Consider the following 25482-nt stretch of genomic DNA (forward strand, 5'->3'; position numbering starts at 1 on the left):
GTAGAATCTAAATGGCACAAAAAAAAGGAAAATTAATTATTCTTTCTGGACCAAGTGGTGTTGGTAAGGGTGCAATTATTGCTAAATTATTTGCTGATAAATCATTAAATTTAGCATATTCAGTTTCGATGACAACAAGAAAACCACGTAATAAAGAACAAGATGGCATTAATTATTTTTTTGTTGATGTATCAACTTTTTTAAATCATGTTAAAGGTAATGATTTTTTAGAATATACAAATTTTATTGGTAATTACTATGGTACTAGTAAGAGTTATGTTTTAAATTTGCAAAATCAAGGTTATAATGTTATTTTAGAAATTGAGGTTGATGGTGCTAGTCAAGTTTTAAAAAATTATGAATATCGCAATGATATTATGAGTATTTTTATTATGCCTCCTTCTTATCAAGAATTAGAACAAAGAATTCGTATGCGTGCTAGTGAGTCAGAAGCAATTATTGAGAAAAGGTTAAATAAAGCAAAAGAAGAATTTAAAGTTCAACATGAATATGATTATATTGTTATTAACGATGACTTAGATATTGCTGTTAAAGAAATAACAGATATTATTAAAAATAATATTAATTAGTTTTTGATTTGATAGTTTAGAATTAAATATTAAAAACATTTAACGATGTTAATTTGTATAAAAATATAATGGTATAGAAAACTATATTACAATAATTTTATAAACTTAATATCAAGTTTATTTTAAATCCTATTTCTTTAATTTTAAAGCAATAGATTTTTTGTAAACTTTTTAAATGTTAAAAATTTTTTTTATGATTTTTTTGTAATTTTGGTAACCAGAATCAGCCAAAATTTGTATTTTTGGATTAATAAAAAGTAAAAATTATAAGTAGTGCTAAAAGAAAAAAAGTGTTGAAATAAGTTTTGGTATTAAAAATTATTAAAAACTAATAAGTGTTACAATTAAACAAAGGGGGAAGTATATTATGGATTTAAGTTGATATGATTGTATTAAGGATTGAAAATTTTATTTTAAATTAGGTTTTGGTTTATTTTTTCTAGCAGTTTTATTATATGGATTATTATCACCTTTAATTAATGGAATTACTGTAACTGATCAACAAAAAAAAGATGCTAGAAATTGAATGTGATTTACTGAAGATAAAGGAGATTTTATTTTAAATTATTTTTCTTTTTTTACAATTCAAACTAATGTTTTTGTTATTATTTGATTAATATCATCTGCTATTTTTTGAGAACAAGAAGGTAGAATTAATAGTAAATGATTTGGCCAATATATGACTTTAGCAGTAACAACTTTTATTACTATTACAGGTATTGTTTTTAATGTTATGTTATTACCAACTTTAGTAAATCAACTACAAACCTTTTATGCATGATTTACTAATATTGTCCAACATATCGTAGTTCCAATTATAATGATTATTTACTTTTTTATTATGCCAAGAGAACAAGGTAGTGTTTTCACAACTAAAGAATTTTGAAAAAAGCGTATGTGAATGTACTATATTTATCCAGTTATTTGAGCAGTTATAATGTTAATTCGTGGTGAATTTCGTTGACAAGCAGGAAAGGTTTGAGCTTATCAATATTTCTTTTAAACATTCACAAATCTTTTTATGGTATTCCAGGGGCTATATGATTATTAATAACTGCATTATTAATTATTTTGATTATTTTTAGTATTTCAACTTTATTTAATTTAAAACAATTAAAACGAAAATATCATACATATTATTTAAATGATACGACAAAATAAAAAAACAAATCTTGCTATGATCGTGTTTCGTTTGGTTTATAGTTTTATGAAAAGAGATTACAATTATTATATTTGTTAATTTTAATTATAGAATACTTTAATATACTAATATTATTAATTTATAATAAAGGTTAACAATTAAGGTAGGTTTAGAATAATCTTTAAGTGTGTATTCATTTTTAAAAACAAAACAGGCATAATTGTGTTAGTCATAAATTTAAATAAAAATAATAAAGTTAAATCAAAGAATATAACAAAATAATTTGCTAAAAGTACTATTTATAATTAAAAAGTAGATTATAACGTAAAGTATTTTTACGTTATGAAAAGAGAATTTAAAAAATATTAGATAAAAACTAAATAAAAAAATATAGAAAAGAAATGATTAAAGATAATGAATGTATAGTATTTTTATTGATAAAGATTAATAAATTTCATTTCTTAAAAAATATTGTAAGAAGTATTTTTATCTTTAAAGGAATTAGCAAAACTATCAAATGCATTAAAAATGATAATACAATTAAAACAAAAATTATCTTCAAGAGAAAATAGTAAAGATAGTGATAATGATTTTTTAATAAAAGCAGAAGTAAATGAGAATTTACCAACATTATCGGTAGTAAATAAAAATAATGTTCATAACACTGTACCAAATTTATAGTAAATAAAGATAATTAACAAATAATAATTTTATAAACTTATATAAGGTAAAATCTAAAATTATTAGTAATATTAATACTCCTTTTAAAAATAAATTTAAAAGGAGTATTTTGTAAATTATGATAAGTTGTTATACTAATAATATCAAAAATAATTTTTTTACTTTATAATTAAAGTAGTGGAATCAAAAAATAAAGGAATGGTGGTATTTAATATGAGTGTATTACCGTTAAATATTATTTCGACTGTAATTTCAGCAGATATTGGAACAGTTATTGCTGAAATAGCGGTTTTATTTGGAATAACCATTTCTTTATTAATGACAATTCTTATTTTAATAGTTATGAATACTTTTATTCGTGGTAAAAAAGTTTGATGAACAACAAGAAATAAATCTCATATGAAACTACTAGCAACTTCAGAAAAGAGAATGTTAGCAAGTGTTTTAGCAGAAGCAGTGATTAAATTAGCAGAAGAAAAAATTGGAGCACTAATTACTATTGAAAGGAATGTTTCATTAAATGAATATACTGATTTGGGAGTAAAAATTGATGGTGAAGTTACTTCACAACTATTACAGTCTATTTTTATTAAAGGTTCACCATTGCATGATGGTGCAGTTATTATTCGTTTAGGTCGTATTGAATGTGCCTCTACTTATTTTCCACTAACTAATAAAAAAATATCTAGTCAATTTGGTTCACGTCATCGTGCTGCTATTGGAATATCAGAGCAAACCGATGCAGTATCAGTTATTGTCAGTGAAACTAATGGTTCTGTTTCAATAGCTCGTAGTGGTAAGTTTTTACAAGTTGAAAACTTAAATAATCTTGTTCGTACACTATATGATGAATTAGCTTCAACTAAAGAAATGGTTCAACAAGTATAATAATGAAAAGTTTGTTATTAGTAGATATTGGTAATACATTAATTAAGATTGCTATGATTTATGATAGTGAAATTATTGAACAATGAGCAGTAATAGAAACCAAAAGTAAAACTGCAATTGATCAATTGAAAAAAGCATTTAAATTAAATAAAAAATTACATTTTGAAGAAGCTGTTATTAGTTGTGTTGTTCCAAATTTTTTAATAATAATAGAAAAATTAATTGTTTTTACATATAATTTAAAACCGTTAATTGTTGATTTTAATTTGCTAAGTTCTTTACCTTTAAAACTTAATTTAGAAAATCGCCAATTAGGTAGTGATTTGATAGCATTATCATATGCTGCTTATACTAAGTATCACAATGCGATAGTTGTTAGTTTGGGAACTGCTACTACCTATAGTATTGTTGTTAATGATGTTTTGGTTGGCGTTATTATTGGACCTGGATTTAGTACAAGTAAAGATGCATTGATTGATAATGCTGCTTTACTTGTCGATTTTGAAATGCAACATTATCAATCAATGTTAGGTAAAAATACTAATCATGCTTTATCAATTGGTTATGGTTATGGTTTTAGTGCAATGATTAATAGTATAGTTGTTAGGATTCAAAATGAAACAAATATTAGTTTACCTGTAATTTTAACAGGAGGTAGTGTACCAATTTTAAAATCTTATTTTGATTTTTGTTATATTTATGAACCACAAATGTTATTTTTAGGTTTAGTTGATATTATTAAATATTTTAGAAGTAATAATAAAATAAAAGATTAATATCTTTTAATATATTTAAAATATAAGGAAAGGAGAAAAAAACTATGTTAATGTTAATAAAAATTTATAAATTAACTAGTGCACAAATTATTATAATAACTATTATTAGTTTATTAATTTTTACTATTATCGTTTTAACAAGTTTATTAGTAATTTTTAGTTCGTATAAAAATAAACAATTTATGGTTTATAAAAATTTGCAATATATTCAAAATATTAATATTAAAGAAAGATTAAATCGTATTAATCAAATGGTACAAGCAAATGAACAATATAGTTCTATTTTAGGAATTTGAATTAGTCGTTATAATCTTTTTTTAAAAAAAGATTTAAATAAGGTTTTTAAAAATTATATTCAAATTTTAAAATTACAAAATAATAAAGAATTATGAAAAAGATATAAATTAATGTATAGAATGCATAATAAGAGTAATAATTTAAAAAATCAGTTGCAGTTATTAACAATTGAAATAGATTATTTTATTAGTATTGATCAATTATTACGAGAATATCAATTATTTTTTAAACAAAATTTTAATTATTTACAAGATCAAATGATCAAAATTAATTTACAAAACGATCTTAATCGAGAACAATTAGATGAAGTTATTAAGATAATTAATGATATGTTTAAAGAATTAGAAACAAATATTAATGCTATTAATGTTAGTCAAATTATTACTATTTTAAGTGAGATTGCGATTGCTGTTGTAACATTGGCAGAAATTTTAGATAATTTACCAACACTTCGTTATATTATAACATATGAAATTAAACAGAAAATGGCTGCCTTAAAAAATAAATATCAAATGATAAAAATAAATAATACTTTACTTTTACAATACGAACAATTAGTAGCAAACGTTGAAGAAAAGTTAAGTTTTATTAATAAACAAATTAATAATTTACAATACAAAAAAGCTAAGGTTAACACTCAAGAAATATTAAAATTAATTGCCACTTTTAGTAATAAAATTGATAAAGAACAAATATTTTATAATATTTTTAAACAAAATTATGAAAAATTTTTAGTTATGAGTTTTAATTTTAATGAAATATTTGAAACTATTAAAAATGAAATTGCTCTTTCAAATAAAATTAATTCTAAAATGATAGAAAATAGCAAAATAACTAACTTAGAAACTATTATTAATAAACAACTTGCTACTGTTAATCATTTTGATAATTTATTAATCATAGAACATCAAAAATCAATAAAAAATACTAGTTATGAAACATTAGTGATGTTATTAGCGGCGTTATTTGAAAATAGTATTGTTGTTTTTAATAGTTTAAAAGAGTATAATAAATTGTTGAATGAACAAAATAAAGCAAAAATTAAATTTAAAACTTATGTTGATAAAATCAATTCAATGATGTTACAAATTGATAATATTTTAAATAATATTAATTTTTATTATTTAAATGAAATTTATAAAGAAAAGTTTAGTGATTTACAATATTTAATAAATGATACTATTTTAAATTTTAAAAATGGAAATTATGATAATTCTTCTTTTAGTAAATTTAATGATTTACAAAATAAAATTTTTCATCTTTATACTGAATTAAAAATGGAAATTACTATTCATAAATTATCACATTTAACTCTTGTTTATGCTAATCGTCATCGTTCAATTAATCAGCAACTTAATAGTAAATTTAATGAAATTGAAAATAATATCACTAATAATCATAATCAAAAAGCATTAACATTATTATTGGAATTAATGGAATAAATTTTAAAAAAGAGGAAAATTAAATGGTACCAATTATTATTATTCGTTATGGTGAATTAACAACTAAAAGTAAAAATCGGATTGATTTTATTAAACAATTAAAAATAAATATTAAGTATGCTATTAGTGATTATAAACAAATAAATATTATTCATTTTCATGATCGGATGGAACTAACCAATTTATCTCTTGATGTAATGAATGATGTTATTAATATTTTGGTGAAAATATTTGGTATTAGTTCATTATCACCTACTTTTAGAATTGCTAAAAATATGGAAATATTATCAGAAAAAGTAATATCATTAATTTTAAGTCAAGATCTAACAAATTTTAAAACATTTAAACTTTTTGTTAGTCGTAGTGATAAGAGTTTTTCATTAAATTCAGAACAAATAGTTAAAATTATAGCTTCTATAATTTTAAAGAAAACAGATTTAAAAGTTAATGTTACTAATCCTGATTTAAAAATAAATATCAAAGTTAATAACGATGATATTTATTTATTTGCAAATAAAATTATTGGTGCTGGTGGATTTCCAGTAGGTAGTTCAGGGAAAGTGTTATTATTATTGAGCGGTGGTATTGATTCCCCTGTAGCAGCATATAAATTAATGAAACGAGGATTACAAGTTCAATATTTACATTTTGCTAATCCACCTTTTACTTTACCAACAGCATTAAAAAAAGTAGAAACTTTAGTTGAAATTTTAGCACCTTATAATGCTGGTAGTAAAAATTTATATATTTGCAATTTTACTAACTTGCAAAATGAATTAAGTCATATTAAGAAAGAAAGTTATCGTATTACTTTAATGCGTAGAATGTTTATTAGAATTGCTAGTTTATTTGCAGAAAAATATAAAATTCAAGCATTAGCAACTGGTGAATCAATTGGTCAGGTTGCTTCACAAACATTAGCAAGTATTAATGCTATTAATATTGTTAGCAATTTACCAATTTTGCGTAGTTTAATTGCCGAAGATAAAGTTGATATTATTAATCTTGCTAAAAAAATTGGTACTTATGAAACATCAATTTTACCATTCGCTGATTGTTGTTCATTATTTGTTCCCAAAAACCCTGTTACACAACCAAAGATTAAAGAATGTGAACTTTTAGAAAATGATTTAAAGCAAATAATTGATTGAGAACAAATTTTAATAAATAGTTTTAAAGATATTGAAAAAATATAAATAAATTTATTAATAATTTAATAGTTTTAATAAATTGTAGTTTATTTACTTTAAAAAGAGGCTTTTATGTAATCTGTGTATCTTTGTTTTACAAAGTACTAGTTTAGATTAATTCTATCTTCAAATTTTATCATAAAATGAGCAATTGCTGTATTTCAATTTTGAATGGGCATTGTTCATTTTTTTGTTATATTTTCAATTGCTAAGTAAAATATTTTGAAAACTGCCATATCATTTGGAAAAACTTTTTTATTTCTGATGACTTTTCGTAATTGACTATTTACAGATTCAATAGCATTTGTAGTATAAATCACTCTTTTGATTTCTACTGGATAACTAATAAAAACCATTAAATTATCTCAATTTTTATATCAAGATTTAGCAATTTGAGGATATTGTTTATTTCATTTACTTTCAAAGGATTCTAAAGCCTGCATTGCTTGTTCTTCACTACATGCAGTATAAATTGGTTTTAAATCTGCAACTAGAGATTTTCTATGCTTATATGAGACATATTTCAAACTATTTCTAATTTGATGAACTATGCATAATTGATGTTCTGTTTTAAGATAAACTGATTGTATTGCTTCTGACATGCCTGTTAAATTATCACTGCAGGCAATAAGAATATCATTTAAGCCACGATTTTTCATTTCTGTTAAATTTGCTAATCAAAATTTAGCACCTTCATTTTCACTAATTCATAAACCTAAAACATCTTTTTTACCTTCTAAATCAACTCCTAAAGCTATATAAACTGATTTATTAATAATCCTTTTATCTTGTCGTACTTTCACTATTATGCAATCAAAATAAACAATCGGATAGACACTTTCTAATGGTCGATTTTGCCATGCTTTTACATCATCAATAACATCATCAGTAATTTGGCTAATAACACTTTCACTAATATCAGCACCATGATATAACTCTTGTAATTGCATTCTAATATCTGATAATGTCATTCCTTTTGCATATAAAGAAAGAACTTGTTGATCAAAACCATCAAATCTTCTTTGTCTTTTTGCAACTATTACAGGATTAAAATTACTATTGCGATCTCGTGGTACATCAATCTCAATTTTACCTTGTTGAGTTATTAATTTTTTTGAACTTATACCATTACGAGCATTATCACTATTACTATGTTGATTCTTATCATATCCTAAATAATTTTGCATCTCAGAATTCAACATTTTTTCTACTAATCTTTTTGTTAATTCTTTATACAATCCTCCCTCTTTAAAAACTGTTGTTAAATCTTCAGTATTTTCTAATAATAAATCTACTGCTTTTGATATTGGATCATTATTATTAATATTTTGCTTTTTAGCCATCTGTAACTCACTCTTTCTAGTCATTTAATTATATTTACTAGAATTAATTAAACATAGTTATTTTTGTAAGTTACACAGATTACTAAACATTACCTTTAAAAATAACAAAAAGAGTGAAACTTCACTCTTTTTGTTATTTTTTAATAGTAAACTATAAAATATTACAATAAGTATTTTGATTACTTGTTGAAGCTTGATTTTGTAAATCGATTGCATTTATTTCATTTACTAATAATTTTGTTTTTTCAATTCTTTTATTGATTTCATTTATTTTTTTCTTATCAATTTCTAATTGAGCAAGTTTTAAATTTATTTGTAATTTTTGATATGGATTTGGTTCTCTAAAATCAATATTGGTTTTTATTTTTTGTACTTCATTTGCTAATTCTTGAAGAGATTTAACTTCAAAATTATTTTTATTGGTTGTAACATTAAGAATAGTAGGTAATCCAAATTTATATCGTTGCTTTATTTCTTGTTCATAAATTTCATAGGCTAATCTTTCAACTATTTTTGGGTGTTTGTTTTTAGCAGCTATTGTTAAAGCTGTATCACCATTTTCAATAGTATCTAGTAGTTATAATAACCATTTGTTTTTAAATATTTGGCTATAATTATTTGTCCATTAATATTATTTAATATTCAAGGATCAGGTCTATTTTTAACTACATGATAAATATTAACATCATTATCTATTAAAATATTAACTACATCTAAATGACCATTTTGCGCTGCTCATATTAAAGCGGTTATATCATCGCATATATAATTAACATTGCCACCATTTTTAATTATTTTTTTAATTACTTGTAGATCACCACTTTTAGCAGCTTTTATTAAATTAATATTTTGAATGTCCATTTTTTTCTCCTTATTTGATTAAAAATAACAAACTCACTTACTTTAAAATGAAGTAATAAGTTGAAAACTTATATTAAGTTTATGCAGATTTTATCATATTATTGGTTTTAATATGCAAAAAATATATTATAATTTTTCCAAGTTATTTATTATTAATTATTGAAAAAAATAATGTTTATTTTTTCTTTTTTAATATAAATTTTAGAAATAAAATAAAAATATAAATTTTATTTCTAAAAAAGTTTATTTTAAGTGTTTTAAATAGTTTTGTATTGAAAACAATAACTTAAGAATAACCTAGCAAGATAAAATGATGTTAAAATTAACTTGTAATATAAGTCATTCAAGAATTGTAGGGGATAGTATGAAATATATAGTTAATTTAAATGTTCGTTCTAATTATTCATTTCTTTCATCAACTATTAAAATAAGTGATTATATTGAATTTGCTAAAAAAAATAATTTAAAAGTTCTATCTTTAGTAGATAAAAATATAATGTATGGTGCTTATGAATTTTGTAATTTATGTATAGAGAATGAAATTAAACCATTAATTGGTTTAAATTGCGTTTGAGAAAGTGCTAGTGATAAAGTTGAATTAACTATTATGGCAACTTCATATGCTGGTTATCAAAGATTAATAGAACTTTCTACTATTATTAGTACTAATAATAATATTGTTACTACTAATGATGTAAAAAAATATCTTAATCAAACACGTGAAGTTTTAGTTATTATTCATGCTAATAACAAAAATATTAGATATATTAAAAATAATTATGATATTTTAAATTCAACAGGTCATGAACTAGTTTATTTTGGTTTAGTACCTAGTGATATGGATAATATTACTTTATTAAAATCGATTACATCTAATATTATTCCAATTGATTTGGTTTTATATTTAGATGAAAAACAACATCGTATTTATCAAATTTTACAAGCTATTAAAGAACAAAAAACATTAAAATCAGAAGATTTATCAAAAAGTAATCAGTTTTTATATAAAACTAAACAAGATTTAATGCAACATTATCCAAATGAAATTATTGAAAACATTGAAAAGGTTATTTGATTATGTAATTTAAAATTTCCTAAAAATAAGCCAAATAGTGCAGAATTAAGTTTACCAAAATTTACTTGCCCTAATAATCTTATTAGTAATTTATATTTGCAAGAATTATGTAAGCAGGGATTAGAAGCGCATTTTCAAAGTCGTGAAATTCCTGAAACATACGTTAAAAGAGTTTTATATGAATTACAAGTAATTAATGAAATGGGTTTTGCTGATTATTTTTTAATTGTTAATGATTATGTTAAATTTGCAAAAAGCAAGAATATAATGGTTGGACCAGGTAGAGGAAGTGTTGCTGGTAGTTTAGTGGCATATGTTTTAGGAATTACTGGTGTTGATCCTATTGCTTATAATTTAATTTTTGAAAGATTTTTAAATCCAGAACGAATATCATTACCAGACATTGATATCGATTTTGAAGATACAAGAAGAGATGAAGTTATTAAATATATTCATCAAAAATATGGCAAAGAACATGTTGCATATATTGTTACTTTTCAAACAATTGCTAGTAAAATGGCAATTCGTGATTTGGGAAGAGTTTTTCAAGTTAATATTGAAGATATTAATGAAATGACAAAATTAATACCAATTCAATATAATTTTGAAATAGATATGGCTATTAAACAATCACCAAAATTAGCATGATATGCAAATAAGTATCCTTTATTGTTTACTTTAACCAAAGAAATTCTTGGTTTTCCACGACAAACTAGTACTCATGCAGCAGGAATCGTTATTACAAGTGCACCATTAGTTACTGCTATTCCATTACAATTAGGATTTCAAGGTATTTATCAAACGCAATTTCCAATGCAAACCCTAGAAGCTCTTGGTTTGATAAAAATGGATATTTTAGGATTACGTAATTTAACTATTTTGCAAAATATTTTACAACAAGTAAGTAAACATTATTTTTTAAATTTAAAATTATCTCAAATTCCTTTAAATGATGAAAAAAGTTTTAGCATTATTAAAAATGGTGATACAACCGGTATTTTTCAATTGGAATCTTCAGGAATGCGTCAAATTTTAATTAAAATGAAAGTTGATAGCTTAGAAGATATTATTGCTAGTTCTTCTTTATTTCGTCCTGGACCACAAGAGTACATTCAAGATTATATTAATCGTAAATTAGGAAAACAAAAAGTTACGTATATTCATGAAGATTTAAAACCTTATTTAGCATCAACTTATGGTATTATTATTTATCAAGAACAAATATTATTAATTTTACAGAAAGTTGCTGGTTATTCATTAGGAAAAGCTGATTTAATTCGTCGTGCAATTAGTAAAAAAGATACTACAGTTATGAAAGAACAAGCAAACTCATTTATTAAAAGTGCTGTTAATAGAGGTTATTCATCAAGAGTTGTTAAGAAAATATGAGAAGATATTGAAAAATTTGCTAGTTATGGATTTAATCGATCTCATGCTGTTGCTTATTCATTAATTAGTTATTATTTAATTTATTTAAAAGCAAATTATCCATTGGCATTTATGGTATCGTTATTAAGTAGTGTTATTGGTAATGATCAAAAAATGTTACAATATTTGAATGAATCTCAAAAATATCAAATTAAAGTTTTACCACCATCAATTCAATTTTCTGGCATTGATTTTTTAATTGATGATGCTAAAAAAGCTATTCGTTATAGTTTACAAGCAATTAAGCAAATGAGTCAAGGTAGTTGTAGTAATCTTATTAAAGAACGTACTAGTAATGGATTTTTTCAAGATTTTTTTAATTTTTGTGCTCGAGCAATATTTATTGGTTTGAATCGTAAAAACATTCAACATTTAATTGCCGCTGGTGCTTTAGATGATATTCAATCAAATCGAACAATGTTATTATTAAACTTGGATGCTGCATTAGAATATGCCAATATGGTGCAGGTAAAAGATGAAACTAGTGGCGAATTATCATTAAATTTTAATTTAATTGCTAAACCAATTATGTTACAAAGAGAAGATGATTGAAATAATAATAGTATTAATGAACATCGTGCATTAGGACTTTATTTAAAATATAATCCTAAATTACTATGAAAAGAACAATTAGATCCTCATAATAAAGCTATTGATTTAGCATATATTAATAATTATGTTGATCAACATGTTAGAGTATATGGAGTTATCAATAATATTAGAGTAATTAAAACTAAAACTAAAAAATTAATGGCTTTCTTTGAAATGCAAAATGATACTAATGTTATTGAAGTAACGGTTTTTGAAAAGTTATATCAAATATACCAAGAATATTTACAAGTTAATAAAGTAATTTTAATGGAAGGAAAGGTAGAAATTTATAATGATAATATTCAGTTAATTTTATCAAGAGTAATTAAAAATTTATAGTAAGCATAGATAAAATTATATGCTTACTATATTAAATAATAAATATAATCAATAGTTTTTAAATTTCTTACTTTAATTTCTAATAATAAATAAAAAATTAATGAACATAATAATTATTAATAATTTCACAATTTTCAATAGCATCTCAAAAGTTATTATCTACTTTTTTTATTTTTAAATAAATATTTAAAAAAATTAGTAATATAGTTATAAATAATAAAATTGGACTTAAAATTATAGCAAAAACAATTCCAATTTTTAGTTGTACTAATGATTTAAGATTATAGTTTTCAACAATATTTTGGAAGAGGTAATGTTTACAAAAATATAATTTATTATTAGTTGCCACTTGCCACTGGTGGTTGGTGGTTGGCCCTTAATTACTGGACCATTTTTGATATAAAATTCTAAATTTTAATTTGTAAAATTGGTGGTTTTAGAAATTTAGAATGTATTCTTTCATAATTATAAAACATAACATATTGATTTACATCATTTATAGCTTCATTGATGGATAAATATTGATTTGATCCTTTAGGTAGTCATTCTTGAGATAAATGAGAAAATCAGTTTTCAGATAATACATTACCACCAATATCATAAGGTTGTTTTTTGCTTAAAATTATTTGTTTATCCTCTGCTCATTTTGTGATATCTTGACAATAAAATTCGTTGGCGTTATCTGAATGTAAAATAACATTTTTTACTTGATTTCAAGAAAATTGTTTGTTGATTTTTTCAAGAGCAGGAAGAATTAAATCCTGATATGATTTATTAGGAGCAATATTATAACTAACAACATTATTTGAATAAAAATCAATAATTACAAAAAGATATAATCATCCTTCTTTAGTATTTATTTGTTTAGTGTCCATTGATCAAATTTGATTTGAAGAGGTTGTACTTTTATAATCTTTGTTTACTTTATCCATTGTAGGTATTCACTTATTTGGATTTTTTTTGTTTTTAGGATAGTTATTTTTAGTTTGTTTTAATCCTTGAATATTGTGTTCTTTCATAATTTTTCGCATTTGTTTTATTGATAATTCTATATTTAAAATGATATTTTTTTCTTGTTTTAATCACTCTTTAAAAGCTGAAAAAATTCTTAAATATCCATAAATTCTGCCTTTTCTTGTAGAATGAAATTCGATTAAAAGTTGGCATATTTTTTGATATTTATGATTGCATTTAATAATATGATTTTCTTCTTTTTTAATAGGTTTTTGTTTATTTTTTAAAAAGTAATATGTTGATCTGTTTAATTGAAGATATTGACATAGGTTTCTAATTGAATATTGATTTTTACAATCATCAATAATTTTAATTTTTTCTTTGATATTTAATTTGTTAATTACTAATGCTATTTGTTTAATTTTATCCATTAATAAAAATCCTTTCAGGTTAAAATTAGTGTTAATTATATAACACAATTGTTTTTAGAATACATTCAGGTTTTTTAAATTAATGGTCTAGTAAAAAGGGCTAAGTGGCAAGTGGCAAGGGTGGTAATGTATTATCTGAAAACTGATTTTCTCATTTATCTCAAGAATGACTACCTAAAGGATCAAATCAATATTTATCCATCAATGAAGCTATAAATGATGTAAATCAATATGTTATGTTTTATAATTATGAAAGAATACATTCTAAATTTCTAAAACCACCAATTTTACAAATTAAAATTTAGAATTTTATATCAAAAATGGTCCAGTAATTAAGGGCCAACCACCAAATCAATAGTGATAGTGTTATTAAATTTATTTTTTTAAGTTTCTGAATTTTCATTTTTAAAAATCTCCTTATATTTTATTTATAGGTTAATTTTATTTGTTAGGAAAGTATTATAATATATTTTTTATTAGACTTGGTGCAAAACCTTTAATTTTAATAATTTAACGGTTATTATTAATATCAAAGGTGATAATTATTATGTTAAAAAAATACAAAGATGAACAAGAATTTTATAGTTTAGTGGGAATAAAACTACAAACATTTCAAAAAATGGTTGAAATTTTAAAAAAAGCTGAAGCAATTAAAAAATTGGTGGTAAACCTAATAAATTATCAATAGAAAATCGTTTATTAATGACATTAGAATACTGAAAAGAGTATAGTAGTTATAGAGTTATTGCAAAAAGATATAATATTAGTCATACTAGCTGCATTCGTAATATTTTTTGAATTGAAAATACTTTAATAAAAAGTGGAATTTTTAATTTATCTGGCAAAAAAGATTTAATCAAAAATAAAGGAATCAATAATACTTTACTAGCTATTGATGCTACTGAAACTCCAATTGAAAGAATTAAAAAAAACTAAAATTACTTTTTTCGGGTAAAAACAAACATCATACTCTTAAATCGCAAATAATTATTGATATTTTAAATGGAAAAATATTTCAACCGCTTTTTGTTTTGGAAGCATTCATGATTTTAAATTACTTTTAAAATCTAAAACTTTTATTCATCCAGAAAAACAAGTTTTTTTTGATTCAGGTTATCAAGGAATACAAAATATTCATAAAAATACATTTTTGCCATTTAAAAAAAGTAAATACAATAAATTAATACCAATTCAAAAAGAATACAATAAAACTTTAAGCAAAATTAGAATTAAAATTGAACACGTATTTGCTAAACTAAAACGTTTTAAAATTTTAACTTTAAAATATCGCAATAAAATACGAAGATTTGCATTAAGATTTAATTTAATAGCAGGAATATATAATTTTGAATTACCTTAGTTTTGCACCAAGTCTATTAAATAAAATTAAATTATAAAATATTTATATATAATATTTTAATAATGATTTGCTATTATTTTTTTGTTTTTTTGTTATATTATAAGTAGTAATATTTATTACCAATTTTGCGATGAATTGCAAAGCAACGAGCATTAAAATCCCAATATATTTATTTAAAATTTTAGTTTATTATTTTATTTTAAAGTAACTATTTTTCTTTTAAAGGAGCACACATTACCATGGCAATTAAAGATGTACAAAGAGATGGCAATTGTTTATTATGAGCAGTAATTGTTTCATATTTAGAACAAGTTAAAACCAATAAAAACCAATTTAAAAAAAGATATAAATCACTTTTTGGTATAGAAATCGGTTGAGAACGAATTTTTAATTTTGCTGATTTTAATTTTACTGATAAAGAAAATGAAAAATTAGTTAAAGTCTTTCGTAATCGTATTTGTGATTATATTGAAACAAATTTAGATACAAAACGGCCAGATAATAAAGCTAACTTTAGATCAATGTTATTAGAAAGTGAAATCAATAAAAAAAATAAAGAATTGTATCCTAACAATAGTGAAGATACACAAATAAGAAAAACTTTAGAACAAATGAGAAAAAATGGCGAAATAACAGGTTCTGTTGAAATTGAAGCAATTTGTAATATTTTAAATTGTAATATTATTAGAATTAATGAAGATTTTGATGTTACAAGTAGGGAAAGATTTGAACCAGATAATAATGTAATTGCTAATAATGAGGTGAAGTTATACTATCAAGCTCGACATTATCAATATTTTTCAAATGTTACTAATCAAACACCAACAAAAAGGAATGAGGAAGAAACTACAAAAGTAGTGACGCCTTCATTTGAAGTTAATTCAAGTAATAATAGTTTTCAAGAAAGTATTTTATTTCCAAGAGAGGAAAGTGCTGATTTTTTAATTAATGCTAGATTGAAACTTAAAAATCAGTTGTCTGATAAAGAAATTAATGAAGAAACACAAAATGCTATAATTGATATTTTTATTGAAGATATAATTAAAGTACCAGCACATCAAAAAAATGAAATATTAGAAAAATCTATTTTTGAATTAAATAATCAAGATCAATTATTTACAAATCCTAATCTGGTTTTTGAATCATTTATTAAACAAATAATTAATAGTTCAAAAACAGGAGATCAACAATTATTAAAAGAAAGTACTAATGCAAATACTAATTAATTAGTATTATCAATTTTATATTTATTGATTTGTTATATTAATAAAAAATAACCAAATATTTGGTTATTTTTAGTATATTTTAAATTTATTTTACTTGGTATTTAATAGTTGTATTTATATTAAAAAAAGAATTTGGTAAATGTTTGTTTTCATCATAATTATGTAAAAATACTCACAAATTATTAAGTTTTAATTCTTGATTATCAGTAATTATCATTTGTTCTGGTTTAAAATGAAAATAAATTCCTTGTTCCATTAATCCAATTTTATAATGTGATATTCTAATTTGTCTAAGAACCTGTTTAAAATCTTTTCAATAAAATTGAAATAAAGGCAAGAACAACCATTTGTAAGCTAGTATTTAATTTTTTTTCACAATTTTTTCATAATCTTCTGCATTTTTCTAATCATGCAAAACTTCGTTCTACAACTCATCTTTTTGGTAATACTACAAAAGAATGTAATTCATTACGTTTTATAACTTCAACATTTGCATTTATAATTGTTTTAATTTTAGAAGCAAATTTTTCACCAGTATAACCAGCATCTACTAGTATTTTTTGAACTGCAGAAAGATTCTCTTTTTCATTTTCAATCATTATTATAGCACTATTACGATCTGTTTTTTCTCCTGTGGTTATGTAAATTGCATGTGGTAAACCTTGAGAATCAACAGCAATATGACGCTTTATTCCTGAAATCTTTTTACCAGCATCATAACCTTTATTTTTAGTAGTATCTGTATTTTTAACACTTTGTGAATCAATTATACAAAAACTAGTTTGTTCTTTTCTACCATTATTGATACGAAATGCCTTGACTAATTTTTTTTAAAACTAATTGTAATACACTAGGTTCTTTATCATTATTTTTACTTCAAGCTTGAAAATAATAATATACAATTTGTCATTTTGGAAAATTTTTTGGTAACATTCTTCACTGGCAACCACTTTTTAATACATATAAAACTGCACAAAATACTTCATATAAATCTAAACTTCTTGGTTTAGTTCTCTTTTTAGTATTTTCTAAAATTGATTTTATATTTTCAAATTGCTCTTTGCTAACATTACTAGGATAATTTTTACACATATATACCTCTTATTTTAAAATATATAATCATTTTATCCTATTCTCTAAAAGATTTTAAACAGGTTCTAATATAATTTTCTAATTTTGTAAAAATTTCTTCTTTATTTATTTCTGTAGGTTTTACATCTATAATTCAAGGATCTATTTTAAATTTTGCTTCGATAGATTTTTGAAGAAATGCAAAATATTCCTTATATGCCTCAACATATTCCTTGCCATATTTTTCTTTATCAGCGGCTGTTTTTATTTTTTTAATAATTTTTTCTAATTTTTCTTCTTCAGTATCAATTTTTGTAATTGTAATGTTAACTTTTCCTGTATATTTACTGTCGGCTTTAGCATGTAGTTCTGCTGAACCAGCAGTTCCTTCTGATGCTGCTTTGAAGTTTTTAATTTCAACATCATTAGCAGTTAGATCTTTGTTTTGTTTAATGATTTCATCAAGAACTGTTTTTTCGGTATTAAATTTGTTACCGTCAACTTCTTTGTTAGTAATTTTACTATCTAAAGCGATTTTGTCTTTTGCAGTAATTGTAATGTTAACTTTTCCTGTATATTTACTGTCGGCTTTAGCAGCCACTTGCCACTTGCCACTTAGCCCTTTTTACTAGACCATTAATTTAAAAAACCTGAATGTATTCTAAAAACAATTGTGTTATATAATTAACACTAATTTTAATCTGAAAGGATTTTTATTAATGGATAAAATTAAACAAATAGCATTAGTAATTAACAAATTAAATATCAAAGAAAAAATTAAAATTATTGATGATTGTAAAAATCAATATTCAATTAGAAACCTATGTCAATATCTTCAATTAAACAGATCAACATATTACTTTTTAAAAAATAAACAAAAACCTATTAAAAAAGAAGAAAATCATATTATTAAATGCAATCATAAATATCAAAAAATATGCCAACTTTTAATCGAATTTCATTCTACAAGAAAAGGCAGAATTTATGGATATTTAAGAATTTTTTCAGCTTTTAAAGAGTGATTAAAACAAGAAAAAAATATCATTTTAAATATAGAATTATCAATAAAACAAATGCGAAAAATTATGAAAGAACACAATATTCAAGGATTAAAACAAACTAAAAATAACTATCCTAAAAACAAAAAAAATCCAAATAAGTGAATACCTACAATGGATAAAGTAAACAAAGATTATAAAAGTACAACCTCTTCAAATCAAATTTGATCAATGGACACTAAACAAATAAATACTAAAGAAGGATGATTATATCTTTTTGTAATTATTGATTTTTATTCAAATAATGTTGTTAGTTATAATATTGCTCCTAATAAATCATATCAGGATTTAATTCTTCCTGCTCTTGAAAAAATCAACAAACAATTTTCTTGAAATCAAATAAAAAATGTTATTTTACATTCAGATAACGCCAACGAATTTTATTGTCAAGATATCACAAAATGAGCAGAGGATAAACAAATAATTTTAAGTAAAAAACAACCTTATGATATTGGTGGTAATGTATTATCTGAAAACTGATTTTCTCATTTATCTCAAGAATGACTACCTAAAGGATCAAATCAATATTTATCCATCAATGAAGCTATAAATGATGTAAATCAATATGTTATGTTTTATAATTATGAAAGAATACATTCTAAATTTCTAAAACCACCAATTTTACAAATTAAAATTTAGAATTTTATATCAAAAATGGTCCAGTAATTAAGGGCCAACCACCGTTTTTTGATAAATGCCAACAATCAAGGTTTTATTCATCAAGGATCTTCCTTGTTTTTTAAAACCCATATGTGAAAGATACATTTCATCAATTTGCACTGTACCTTCAACAATAAATTGAGGTTTTTGTGCAATACGTGTTCTGATTTTATGAGTCATTCTTCAAGCAGTTTTCAAAGTCACTCCCAATTCTTTTGCAATGTCTGTTGATGGAATTCCATATTTGGTGTTTATTCATCTAAAGATAAGATAAAACCAAGATGTTAAAGATGTTTGTGACCTTGAAAATATGGTGCCTGTGAGAATGCTAAATGTTTGATTACATTTTAAACATCTCATTCTTTTTAAATCAGAAGTATTCAAATTAAAACTAAAACACCTAATACATTTGTTTTCTTTCAAATTTGCTATATATGCAAGACATTGCTGTTCAGTTTGAAAAGCATTGTTGAATTCATTCAGTTTCATTATTCCCTCCACAAGTACATGTGGGGAGAAGTCCGTAATTTTTATTAATAGTAATTTCATCTAAAATTTCATTATTTCTTTCATATAATTTTATTGTATTTAAAATTTTTTCTTCAATAATATTTAAATTTTCTAAAATCATTTTTTTCTCCATATCTAAATAATTTTTATACTTATAATGACTGAATATGAATTTTTAAATCATTTTTATCATTATTATTTTGTGAATTTCTATTTATATTAATTATTTCTTTTTTTCAATGAATTGGTTTTAAATTTTCAACATTTATCTTCTGTTGTTGACATGCAATATCTGCTAATAGTTCTAAATTTTCTAAATTTTCTTGTTTATTTAACCATTTTTTTACCTTATCAAAAGAATTTAATTTTCGTTGTTCTTTTTCAATAAAATAAATTAATTTATTAAACTTTTTATTAAGAATTTTTTTTCAAATTATATTTTTCTTTTTATCTTTCATCCAAACTATCCTTTCAAAATAAGAAACCTATTTTTAAAAAATAAAAAAATAGGTTTAAAACTATGTTAAGTTCATATATATTATATAAATTAAAAGTTAATTTGTAAATAAAAAAGTTTCTAATTTTATTTAGAAACTAAATTTTAAGGATTTGGAATGGCAACCCTTTTTAGGACTATTTGTTTTTTAAATTCATCTGAATATGAGTTAATAGTGACCATAATTATAATTCCTTTCTTTTAACTAATTTGTTCACTTGTCTATGTAATTAGTGTCCAATAAAGTGGGTGGTTGGCCCTTAATTACTGGACCATTTTTGATATAAAATTCTAAATTTTAATTTGTAAAATTGGTGGTTTTAGAAATTTAGAATGTATTCTTTCATAATTATAAAACATAACATATTGATTTACATCATTTATAGCTTCATTGATGGATAAATATTGATTTGATCCTTTAGGTAGTCATTCTTGAGATAAATGAGAAAATCAGTTTTCAGATAATACATTACCACCAATATCATAAGGTTGTTTTTTGCTTAAAATTATTTGTTTATCCTCTGCTCATTTTGTGATATCTTGACAATAAAATTCGTTGGCGTTATCTGAATGTAAAATAACATTTTTTATTTGATTTCAAGAAAATTGTTTGTTGATTTTTTCAAGAGCAGGAAGAATTAAATCCTGATATGATTTATTAGGAGCAATATTATAACTAACAACATTATTTGAATAAAAATCAATAATTACAAAAAGATATAATCATCCTTCTTTAGTATTTATTTGTTTAGTGTCCATTGATCAAATTTGATTTGAAGAGGTTGTACTTTTATAATCTTTGTTTACTTTATCCATTGTAGGTATTCACTTATTTGGATTTTTTTTGTTTTTAGGATAGTTATTTTTAGTTTGTTTTAATCCTTGAATATTGTGTTCTTTCATAATTTTTCGCATTTGTTTTATTGATAATTCTATATTTAAAATGATATTTTTTTCTTGTTTTAATCACTCTTTAAAAGCTGAAAAAATTCTTAAATATCCATAAATTCTGCCTTTTCTTGTAGAATGAAATTCGATTAAAAGTTGGCATATTTTTTGATATTTATGATTGCATTTAATAATATGATTTTCTTCTTTTTTAATAGGTTTTTGTTTATTTTTTAAAAAGTAATATGTTGATCTGTTTAATTGAAGATATTGACATAGGTTTCTAATTGAATATTGATTTTTACAATCATCAATAATTTTAATTTTTTCTTTGATATTTAATTTGTTAATTACTAATGCTATTTGTTTAATTTTATCCATTAATAAAAATCCTTTCAGGTTAAAATTAGTGTTAATTATATAAGAACCTGTTTAAAATCTTTTCAATAAAATTGAAATAAAGGCAAGAACAACCATTTGTAAGCTAGTATTTAATTTTTTTTCACAATTTTTTCATAATCTTCTGCATTTTTCTAATCATGCAAAACTTCGTTCTACAACTCATCTTTTTGGTAATACTACAAAAGAATGTAATTCATTACGTTTTATAACTTCAACATTTGCATTTATAATTGTTTTAATTTTAGAAGCAAATTTTTCACCAGTATAACCAGCATCTACTAGTATTTTTTGAACTGCAGAAAGATTCTCTTTTTCATTTTCAATCATTATTATAGCACTATTACGATCTGTTTTTTCTGCTGTGGTTATGTAAATTGCATGTGGTAAACCTTTAGAATCAACAGCAATATGACGCTTTATTCCTGAAATCTTTTTACCAGCATCATAACCTTTTTTTTAGTAGTATCTGTATTTTTAACACTTTGTGAATCAATTATACAAAAACTAGTTTGTTCTTTTCTACCATTATTGATACGAAATGCCTTGACTAATTTTTTTTAAAACTAATTGTAATACACTAGGTTCTTTATCATTATTTTTACTTCAAGCTTGAAAATAATAATATACAATTTGTCATTTTGGAAAATTTTTTGGTAACATTCTTCACTGGCAACCACTTTTTAATACATATAAAACTGCACAAAATACTTCATATAAATCTAAACTTCTTGGTTTAGTTCTCTTTTTAGTATTTTCTAAAATTGATTTTATATTTTCAAATTGCTCTTTGCTAACATTACTAGGATAATTTTTACACATATATACCTCTTATTTTAAAATATATAATCATTTTATCCTATTCTCTAAAAGATTTTAAACAGGTTCTAAAAACAATTGTGTTATATAATTAACACTAATTTTAACCTGAAAGGATTTTTATTAATGGATAAAATTAAACAAATAGCATTAGTAATTAACAAATTAAATATCAAAGAAAAAATTAAAATTATTGATGATTGTAAAAATCAATATTCAATTAGAAACCTATGTCAATATCTTCAATTAAACAGATCAACATATTACCTTTTAAAAAATAAACAAAAACCTATTAAAAAAGAAGAAAATCATATTATTAAATGCAATCATAAATATCAAAAAATATGCCAACTTTTAATCGAATTTCATTCTACAAGAAAAGGCAGAATTTATGGATATTTAAGAATTTTTTCAGCTTTTAAAGAGTGATTAAAACAAGAAAAAAATATCATTTTAAATATAGAATTATCAATAAAACAAATGCGAAAAATTATGAAAGAACACAATATTCAAGGATTAAAACAAACTAAAAATAACTATCCTAAAAACAAAAAAAATCCAAATAAGTGAATACCTACAATGGATAAAGTAAACAAAGATTATAAAAGTACAACCTCTTCAAATCAAATTTGATCAATGGACACTAAACAAATAAATACTAAAGAAGGATGATTATATCTTTTTGTAATTATTGATTTTTATTCAAATAATGTTGTTAGTTATAATATTGCTCCTAATAAATCATATCAGGATTTAATTCTTCCTGCTCTTGAAAAAATCAACAAACAATTTTCTTGAAATCAAATAAAAAATGTTATTTTACATTCAGATAACGCCAACGAATTTTATTGTCACGATATCACAAAATGAGCAGAGGATAAACAAATAATTTTAAGCAAAAAACAACCTTATGATATTGGTGGTAATGTATTATCTGAAAACTGATTTTCTCATTTATCTCAAGAATGACTACCTAAAGGATCAAATCAATATTTATCCATCAATGAAGCTATAAATGATGTAAATCAATATGTTATGTTTTATAATTATGAAAGAATACATTCTAAATTTCTAAAACCACCAATTTTACAAATTAAAATTTAGAATTTTATATCAAAAATGGTCCAGTAATTAAGGGCCAACCACCGATTTATCAATTAATGTTCAAACATTATTTAATTTAAATAATGAACTTGGTTTAGTAACACATGAAAATGGAAATACAGTAATTGAAGTTTTAAATATTGATAGTATAGAAAAAAAATATGAAATAAAAAATAGTGTTTATGAGCAAGTAATGCAAATACAAAAATTTAATATTTTATCTCTTCTAAATGAAGACAAAATTGATTATTTAAGTTGATAATCTTCTTGTTAACTTAAAAAACAATAAAAAACAATTTAAAAATGCATCTTAGAACCTGTTTAAAATCTTTTCAATAAAATTGAAATAAATGCAAGAACAACCATTTGTAAGCTAGTATTTAATTTTTTTTCACAATTTTTTCATAATCTTCTGCATTTTTCTAATCATGCAAAACTTCGTTCTACAACTCATCTTTTTGGTAATACTACAAAAGAATGTAATTCATTACGTTTTATAACTTCAACATTTGCATTTATAATTGTTTTAATTTTAGAAGCAAATTTTTCACCAGTATAACCAGCATCTACTAGTATTTTTTGAACTGCAGAAAGATTCTCTTTTTCATTTTCAATCATTATTATAGCACTATTACGATCTGTTTTTTCTGCTGTGGTTATGTAAATTGCATGTGGTAAACCTTGAGAATCAACAGCAATATGACGCTTTATTCCTGAAATCTTTTTACCAGCATCATAACCTTTATTTTTAGTAGTATCTGTATTTTTAACACTTTGTGAATCAATTATACAAAAACTAGTTTGTTCTTTTCTACCATTATTGATACGAAATGCCTTGACTAATTTTTTTTAAAACTAATTGTAATACACTAGGTTCTTTATCATTATTTTTACTTCAAGCTTGAAAATAATAATATACAATTTGTCATTTTGGAAAATTTTTTGGTAACATTCTTCACTGGCAACCACTTTTTAATACATATAAAACTGCACAAAATACTTCATATAAATCTAAACTTCTTGGTTTAGTTCTCTTTTTAGTATTTTCTAAAATTGATTTTATATTTTCAAATTGCTCTTTGCTAACATTACTAGGATAATTTTTACACATATATACCTCTTATTTTAAAATATATAATCATTTTATCCTATTCTCTAAAAGATTTTAAACAGGTTCTTAAAGATGCATTTTATTGTTATTTTAAAAATTAAAGCTTAAAGCAATTATTAAATAATTGCTTTAATTTTAGTAGCAATAATATCAATAGCTACAGTATTATGAAAATCAAAAGGAATAATAATATCAGCATAACGTTTAGTTGGCTCAACAAAAGCATCATGCATAGGTTTAACAGTTAATGCATATTGTTGTAAAACACTGTCAAGAGTACGATTTCTAAAACTAACATCTCGTTTAATTCTTCTTAGTAGTCTAGTATCACTATCAGTATCAACAAAAATTTTGATAGTAGATAATTCACGAATAATAGGATTTTCTAAAGCAAAAATACCATCCAGAATGATAACGTCACCCGGATCAATAATCTCAGTGTTTTTACTGCGACTATTCATTTTAAAATCATAAATAGGCTCTTCAATAGCATTGCCGAGTAATAATTGTTCTAAATCATGAATTAATAATTTCATATCAATAGCATTAGGGTGATCAAAATTAGTTTTTTTTCTTTCTTCAACTTTTAAATTACTAAGGTCATGATAATAATTATCCATTTGTACAAAAATGACATTTTTTTTATTACAAGCTTCAGCAATTTTTTCTGCTACTGTTGTTTTTCCTGAAGCACTGCCGCCAGCGATAGCGATTAAATTAATTTTTTTATATTTCACATTTATCTCCTAAAAT

Annotated in this window: 23 protein-coding genes and 2 pseudogenes; 13 read left to right on the plus strand and 12 right to left on the minus strand. The window is 22.9% G+C overall.

From position 1 onward, the window contains the following. Window positions 1–11 precede the first annotated feature (11 nt). From gmk to thiI, 7 genes are all read left to right on the plus strand, one after another. Window positions 12–590, plus strand: a complete 579-nt coding sequence (gene gmk / locus AAHM96_RS05675) for a guanylate kinase (RefSeq protein ID WP_342272917.1) — start codon at window positions 12–14, stop codon at window positions 588–590. A 367-nt stretch (window positions 591–957) separates the two neighbouring features. Beyond that, on the plus strand, window positions 958–1593 hold the full coding sequence (locus AAHM96_RS05680) for a Pr6Pr family membrane protein (protein WP_342272918.1): 636 nt from the start codon (window positions 958–960) through the stop codon (window positions 1591–1593). Window positions 1594–2259: 666 nt separating this feature from the next. Continuing rightward, entirely contained in the window at window positions 2260–2412 is a 153-nt protein-coding gene (locus AAHM96_RS05685) for a hypothetical protein (protein WP_338976226.1), read from the plus strand. Window positions 2413–2625: 213 nt separating this feature from the next. Beyond that, window positions 2626–3300, plus strand: coding sequence for a diadenylate cyclase (locus AAHM96_RS05690; RefSeq protein WP_252320291.1), 675 nt, complete (start codon window positions 2626–2628; stop codon window positions 3298–3300). Between the two features lie 2 nt (window positions 3301–3302). Continuing rightward, window positions 3303–4076 (plus strand): type III pantothenate kinase, encoded by a 774-nt coding sequence (locus tag AAHM96_RS05695; RefSeq protein ID WP_342272919.1) that lies wholly within the window; start codon window positions 3303–3305, stop codon window positions 4074–4076. A gap of 44 nt (window positions 4077–4120) precedes the next feature. Then, window positions 4121–5815 (plus strand): hypothetical protein, encoded by a 1695-nt coding sequence (locus tag AAHM96_RS05700; protein WP_342272920.1) that lies wholly within the window; start codon window positions 4121–4123, stop codon window positions 5813–5815. Window positions 5816–5838: 23 nt separating this feature from the next. Next, window positions 5839–7011: a tRNA uracil 4-sulfurtransferase ThiI gene (thiI, locus tag AAHM96_RS05705; RefSeq protein WP_342272921.1), complete on the plus strand. Its 1173-nt coding sequence runs from the start codon at window positions 5839–5841 to the stop codon at window positions 7009–7011. A 98-nt stretch (window positions 7012–7109) separates the two neighbouring features. On the opposite strand, the gene AAHM96_RS05710 is transcribed toward thiI, so the two are convergent. Next, the gene (locus AAHM96_RS05710) at window positions 7110–8348 is read right to left on the minus strand and encodes an IS256 family transposase (protein WP_342273733.1); all 1239 of its coding nucleotides are present in this window, start codon (window positions 8346–8348) and stop codon (window positions 7110–7112) included. Between the two features lie 570 nt (window positions 8349–8918). Beyond that, entirely contained in the window at window positions 8919–9209 is a 291-nt protein-coding gene (locus tag AAHM96_RS05715) for an ankyrin repeat domain-containing protein (RefSeq protein ID WP_338978710.1), read from the minus strand. Window positions 9210–9573: 364 nt separating this feature from the next. Here AAHM96_RS05715 and AAHM96_RS05720 point away from each other — a divergent pair, with 364 nt between their 5' ends. Continuing rightward, window positions 9574–12642 carry a DNA polymerase III subunit alpha gene (locus tag AAHM96_RS05720; RefSeq protein WP_342272922.1) on the plus strand — a complete coding sequence of 1023 codons (3069 nt, stop codon included), beginning with the start codon at window positions 9574–9576 and terminating at the stop codon, window positions 12640–12642. A gap of 407 nt (window positions 12643–13049) precedes the next feature. On the opposite strand, the gene AAHM96_RS05725 is transcribed toward AAHM96_RS05720, so the two are convergent. Continuing rightward, window positions 13050–14027, minus strand: a complete 978-nt coding sequence (locus AAHM96_RS05725; protein WP_342265776.1) for an IS3 family transposase — start codon at window positions 14025–14027, stop codon at window positions 13050–13052. A gap of 104 nt (window positions 14028–14131) precedes the next feature. Between AAHM96_RS05725 and AAHM96_RS05730 the strand changes: the two genes are divergently transcribed. The 3 genes and pseudogenes from AAHM96_RS05730 to AAHM96_RS05740 all read left to right on the plus strand — a co-directional run bounded on the left by AAHM96_RS05730 (window position 14132) and on the right by AAHM96_RS05740 (window position 16613). Continuing rightward, window positions 14132–14332 carry an IS3 family transposase gene (locus tag AAHM96_RS05730; RefSeq protein WP_342272923.1) on the plus strand — a complete coding sequence of 67 codons (201 nt, stop codon included), beginning with the start codon at window positions 14132–14134 and terminating at the stop codon, window positions 14330–14332. Window positions 14333–14574: 242 nt separating this feature from the next. Next, window positions 14575–15387, plus strand: a pseudogene (locus tag AAHM96_RS05735) (IS5 family transposase). 239 nt (window positions 15388–15626) lie between these two features. After that, entirely contained in the window at window positions 15627–16613 is a 987-nt protein-coding gene (locus AAHM96_RS05740) for an OTU domain-containing protein (RefSeq protein WP_342272924.1), read from the plus strand. An 85-nt stretch (window positions 16614–16698) separates the two neighbouring features. Here AAHM96_RS05740 and AAHM96_RS05745 read toward each other — a convergent pair whose 3' ends face one another. The 3 genes from AAHM96_RS05745 to AAHM96_RS05755 all read right to left on the minus strand — a co-directional run bounded on the left by AAHM96_RS05745 (window position 16699) and on the right by AAHM96_RS05755 (window position 18285). Further along, on the minus strand, window positions 16699–16956 hold the full coding sequence (locus tag AAHM96_RS05745) for a hypothetical protein (protein WP_342272925.1): 258 nt from the start codon (window positions 16954–16956) through the stop codon (window positions 16699–16701). Further along, window positions 16916–17705 (minus strand): IS5 family transposase gene (locus AAHM96_RS05750; protein ID WP_342272926.1). Its coding sequence is split into 2 segments (ribosomal slippage): window positions 16916–17443 and window positions 17445–17705, totalling 789 coding nucleotides; the frame shifts between segments, so codons are not numbered across the junction. The genes AAHM96_RS05745 and AAHM96_RS05750 overlap by 41 nt, the downstream gene beginning before the upstream one ends. Before the next feature lie 37 nt (window positions 17706–17742). After that, the gene (locus AAHM96_RS05755) at window positions 17743–18285 is read right to left on the minus strand and encodes a hypothetical protein (RefSeq protein ID WP_342272927.1); all 543 of its coding nucleotides are present in this window, start codon (window positions 18283–18285) and stop codon (window positions 17743–17745) included. 118 nt (window positions 18286–18403) lie between these two features. Between AAHM96_RS05755 and AAHM96_RS05760 the strand changes: the two genes are divergently transcribed. After that, the gene (locus AAHM96_RS05760; protein WP_342272797.1) at window positions 18404–19381 is read left to right on the plus strand and encodes an IS3 family transposase; all 978 of its coding nucleotides are present in this window, start codon (window positions 18404–18406) and stop codon (window positions 19379–19381) included. 27 nt (window positions 19382–19408) lie between these two features. Here the strand turns inward: AAHM96_RS05760 and AAHM96_RS05765 are convergent, their stop codons facing one another. The 4 genes and pseudogenes from AAHM96_RS05765 to AAHM96_RS05780 form a co-directional block, all read right to left on the minus strand. Continuing rightward, window positions 19409–19891: a hypothetical protein gene (locus AAHM96_RS05765; protein ID WP_342272928.1), complete on the minus strand. Its 483-nt coding sequence runs from the start codon at window positions 19889–19891 to the stop codon at window positions 19409–19411. Window positions 19892–20064: 173 nt separating this feature from the next. Further along, window positions 20065–20370, minus strand: coding sequence for a hypothetical protein (locus tag AAHM96_RS05770; protein WP_281748686.1), 306 nt, complete (start codon window positions 20368–20370; stop codon window positions 20065–20067). Window positions 20371–20699: 329 nt separating this feature from the next. Continuing rightward, window positions 20700–21677: an IS3 family transposase gene (locus tag AAHM96_RS05775; protein ID WP_342272797.1), complete on the minus strand. Its 978-nt coding sequence runs from the start codon at window positions 21675–21677 to the stop codon at window positions 20700–20702. A gap of 51 nt (window positions 21678–21728) precedes the next feature. Continuing rightward, window positions 21729–22517, minus strand: a pseudogene (locus AAHM96_RS05780) (IS5 family transposase). A 123-nt stretch (window positions 22518–22640) separates the two neighbouring features. Here AAHM96_RS05780 and AAHM96_RS05785 point away from each other — a divergent pair. Beyond that, on the plus strand, window positions 22641–23618 hold the full coding sequence (locus AAHM96_RS05785) for an IS3 family transposase (RefSeq protein ID WP_342272929.1): 978 nt from the start codon (window positions 22641–22643) through the stop codon (window positions 23616–23618). Between the two features lie 321 nt (window positions 23619–23939). Here the strand turns inward: AAHM96_RS05785 and AAHM96_RS05790 are convergent. Further along, a protein-coding gene (locus tag AAHM96_RS05790; protein ID WP_342272742.1) for an IS5 family transposase occupies window positions 23940–24729 on the minus strand; the annotation gives its coding sequence in 2 pieces (ribosomal slippage) (window positions 23940–24467 and window positions 24469–24729; 789 coding nt in all). A 116-nt stretch (window positions 24730–24845) separates the two neighbouring features. Next, complete coding sequence (gene udk / locus AAHM96_RS05795) at window positions 24846–25466, minus strand: uridine kinase (RefSeq protein WP_342272930.1); 621 nt, start codon at window positions 25464–25466, stop codon at window positions 24846–24848. Window positions 25467–25482 lie beyond the last annotated feature (16 nt).

It is taken from the genome of Spiroplasma endosymbiont of Acasis viretata (genome assembly GCF_964031275.1).
Taxonomy (GTDB): domain Bacteria; phylum Bacillota_I; class Bacilli_A; order Mycoplasmatales; family VBWQ01; genus Spiroplasma_E; species Spiroplasma_E ixodetis_A.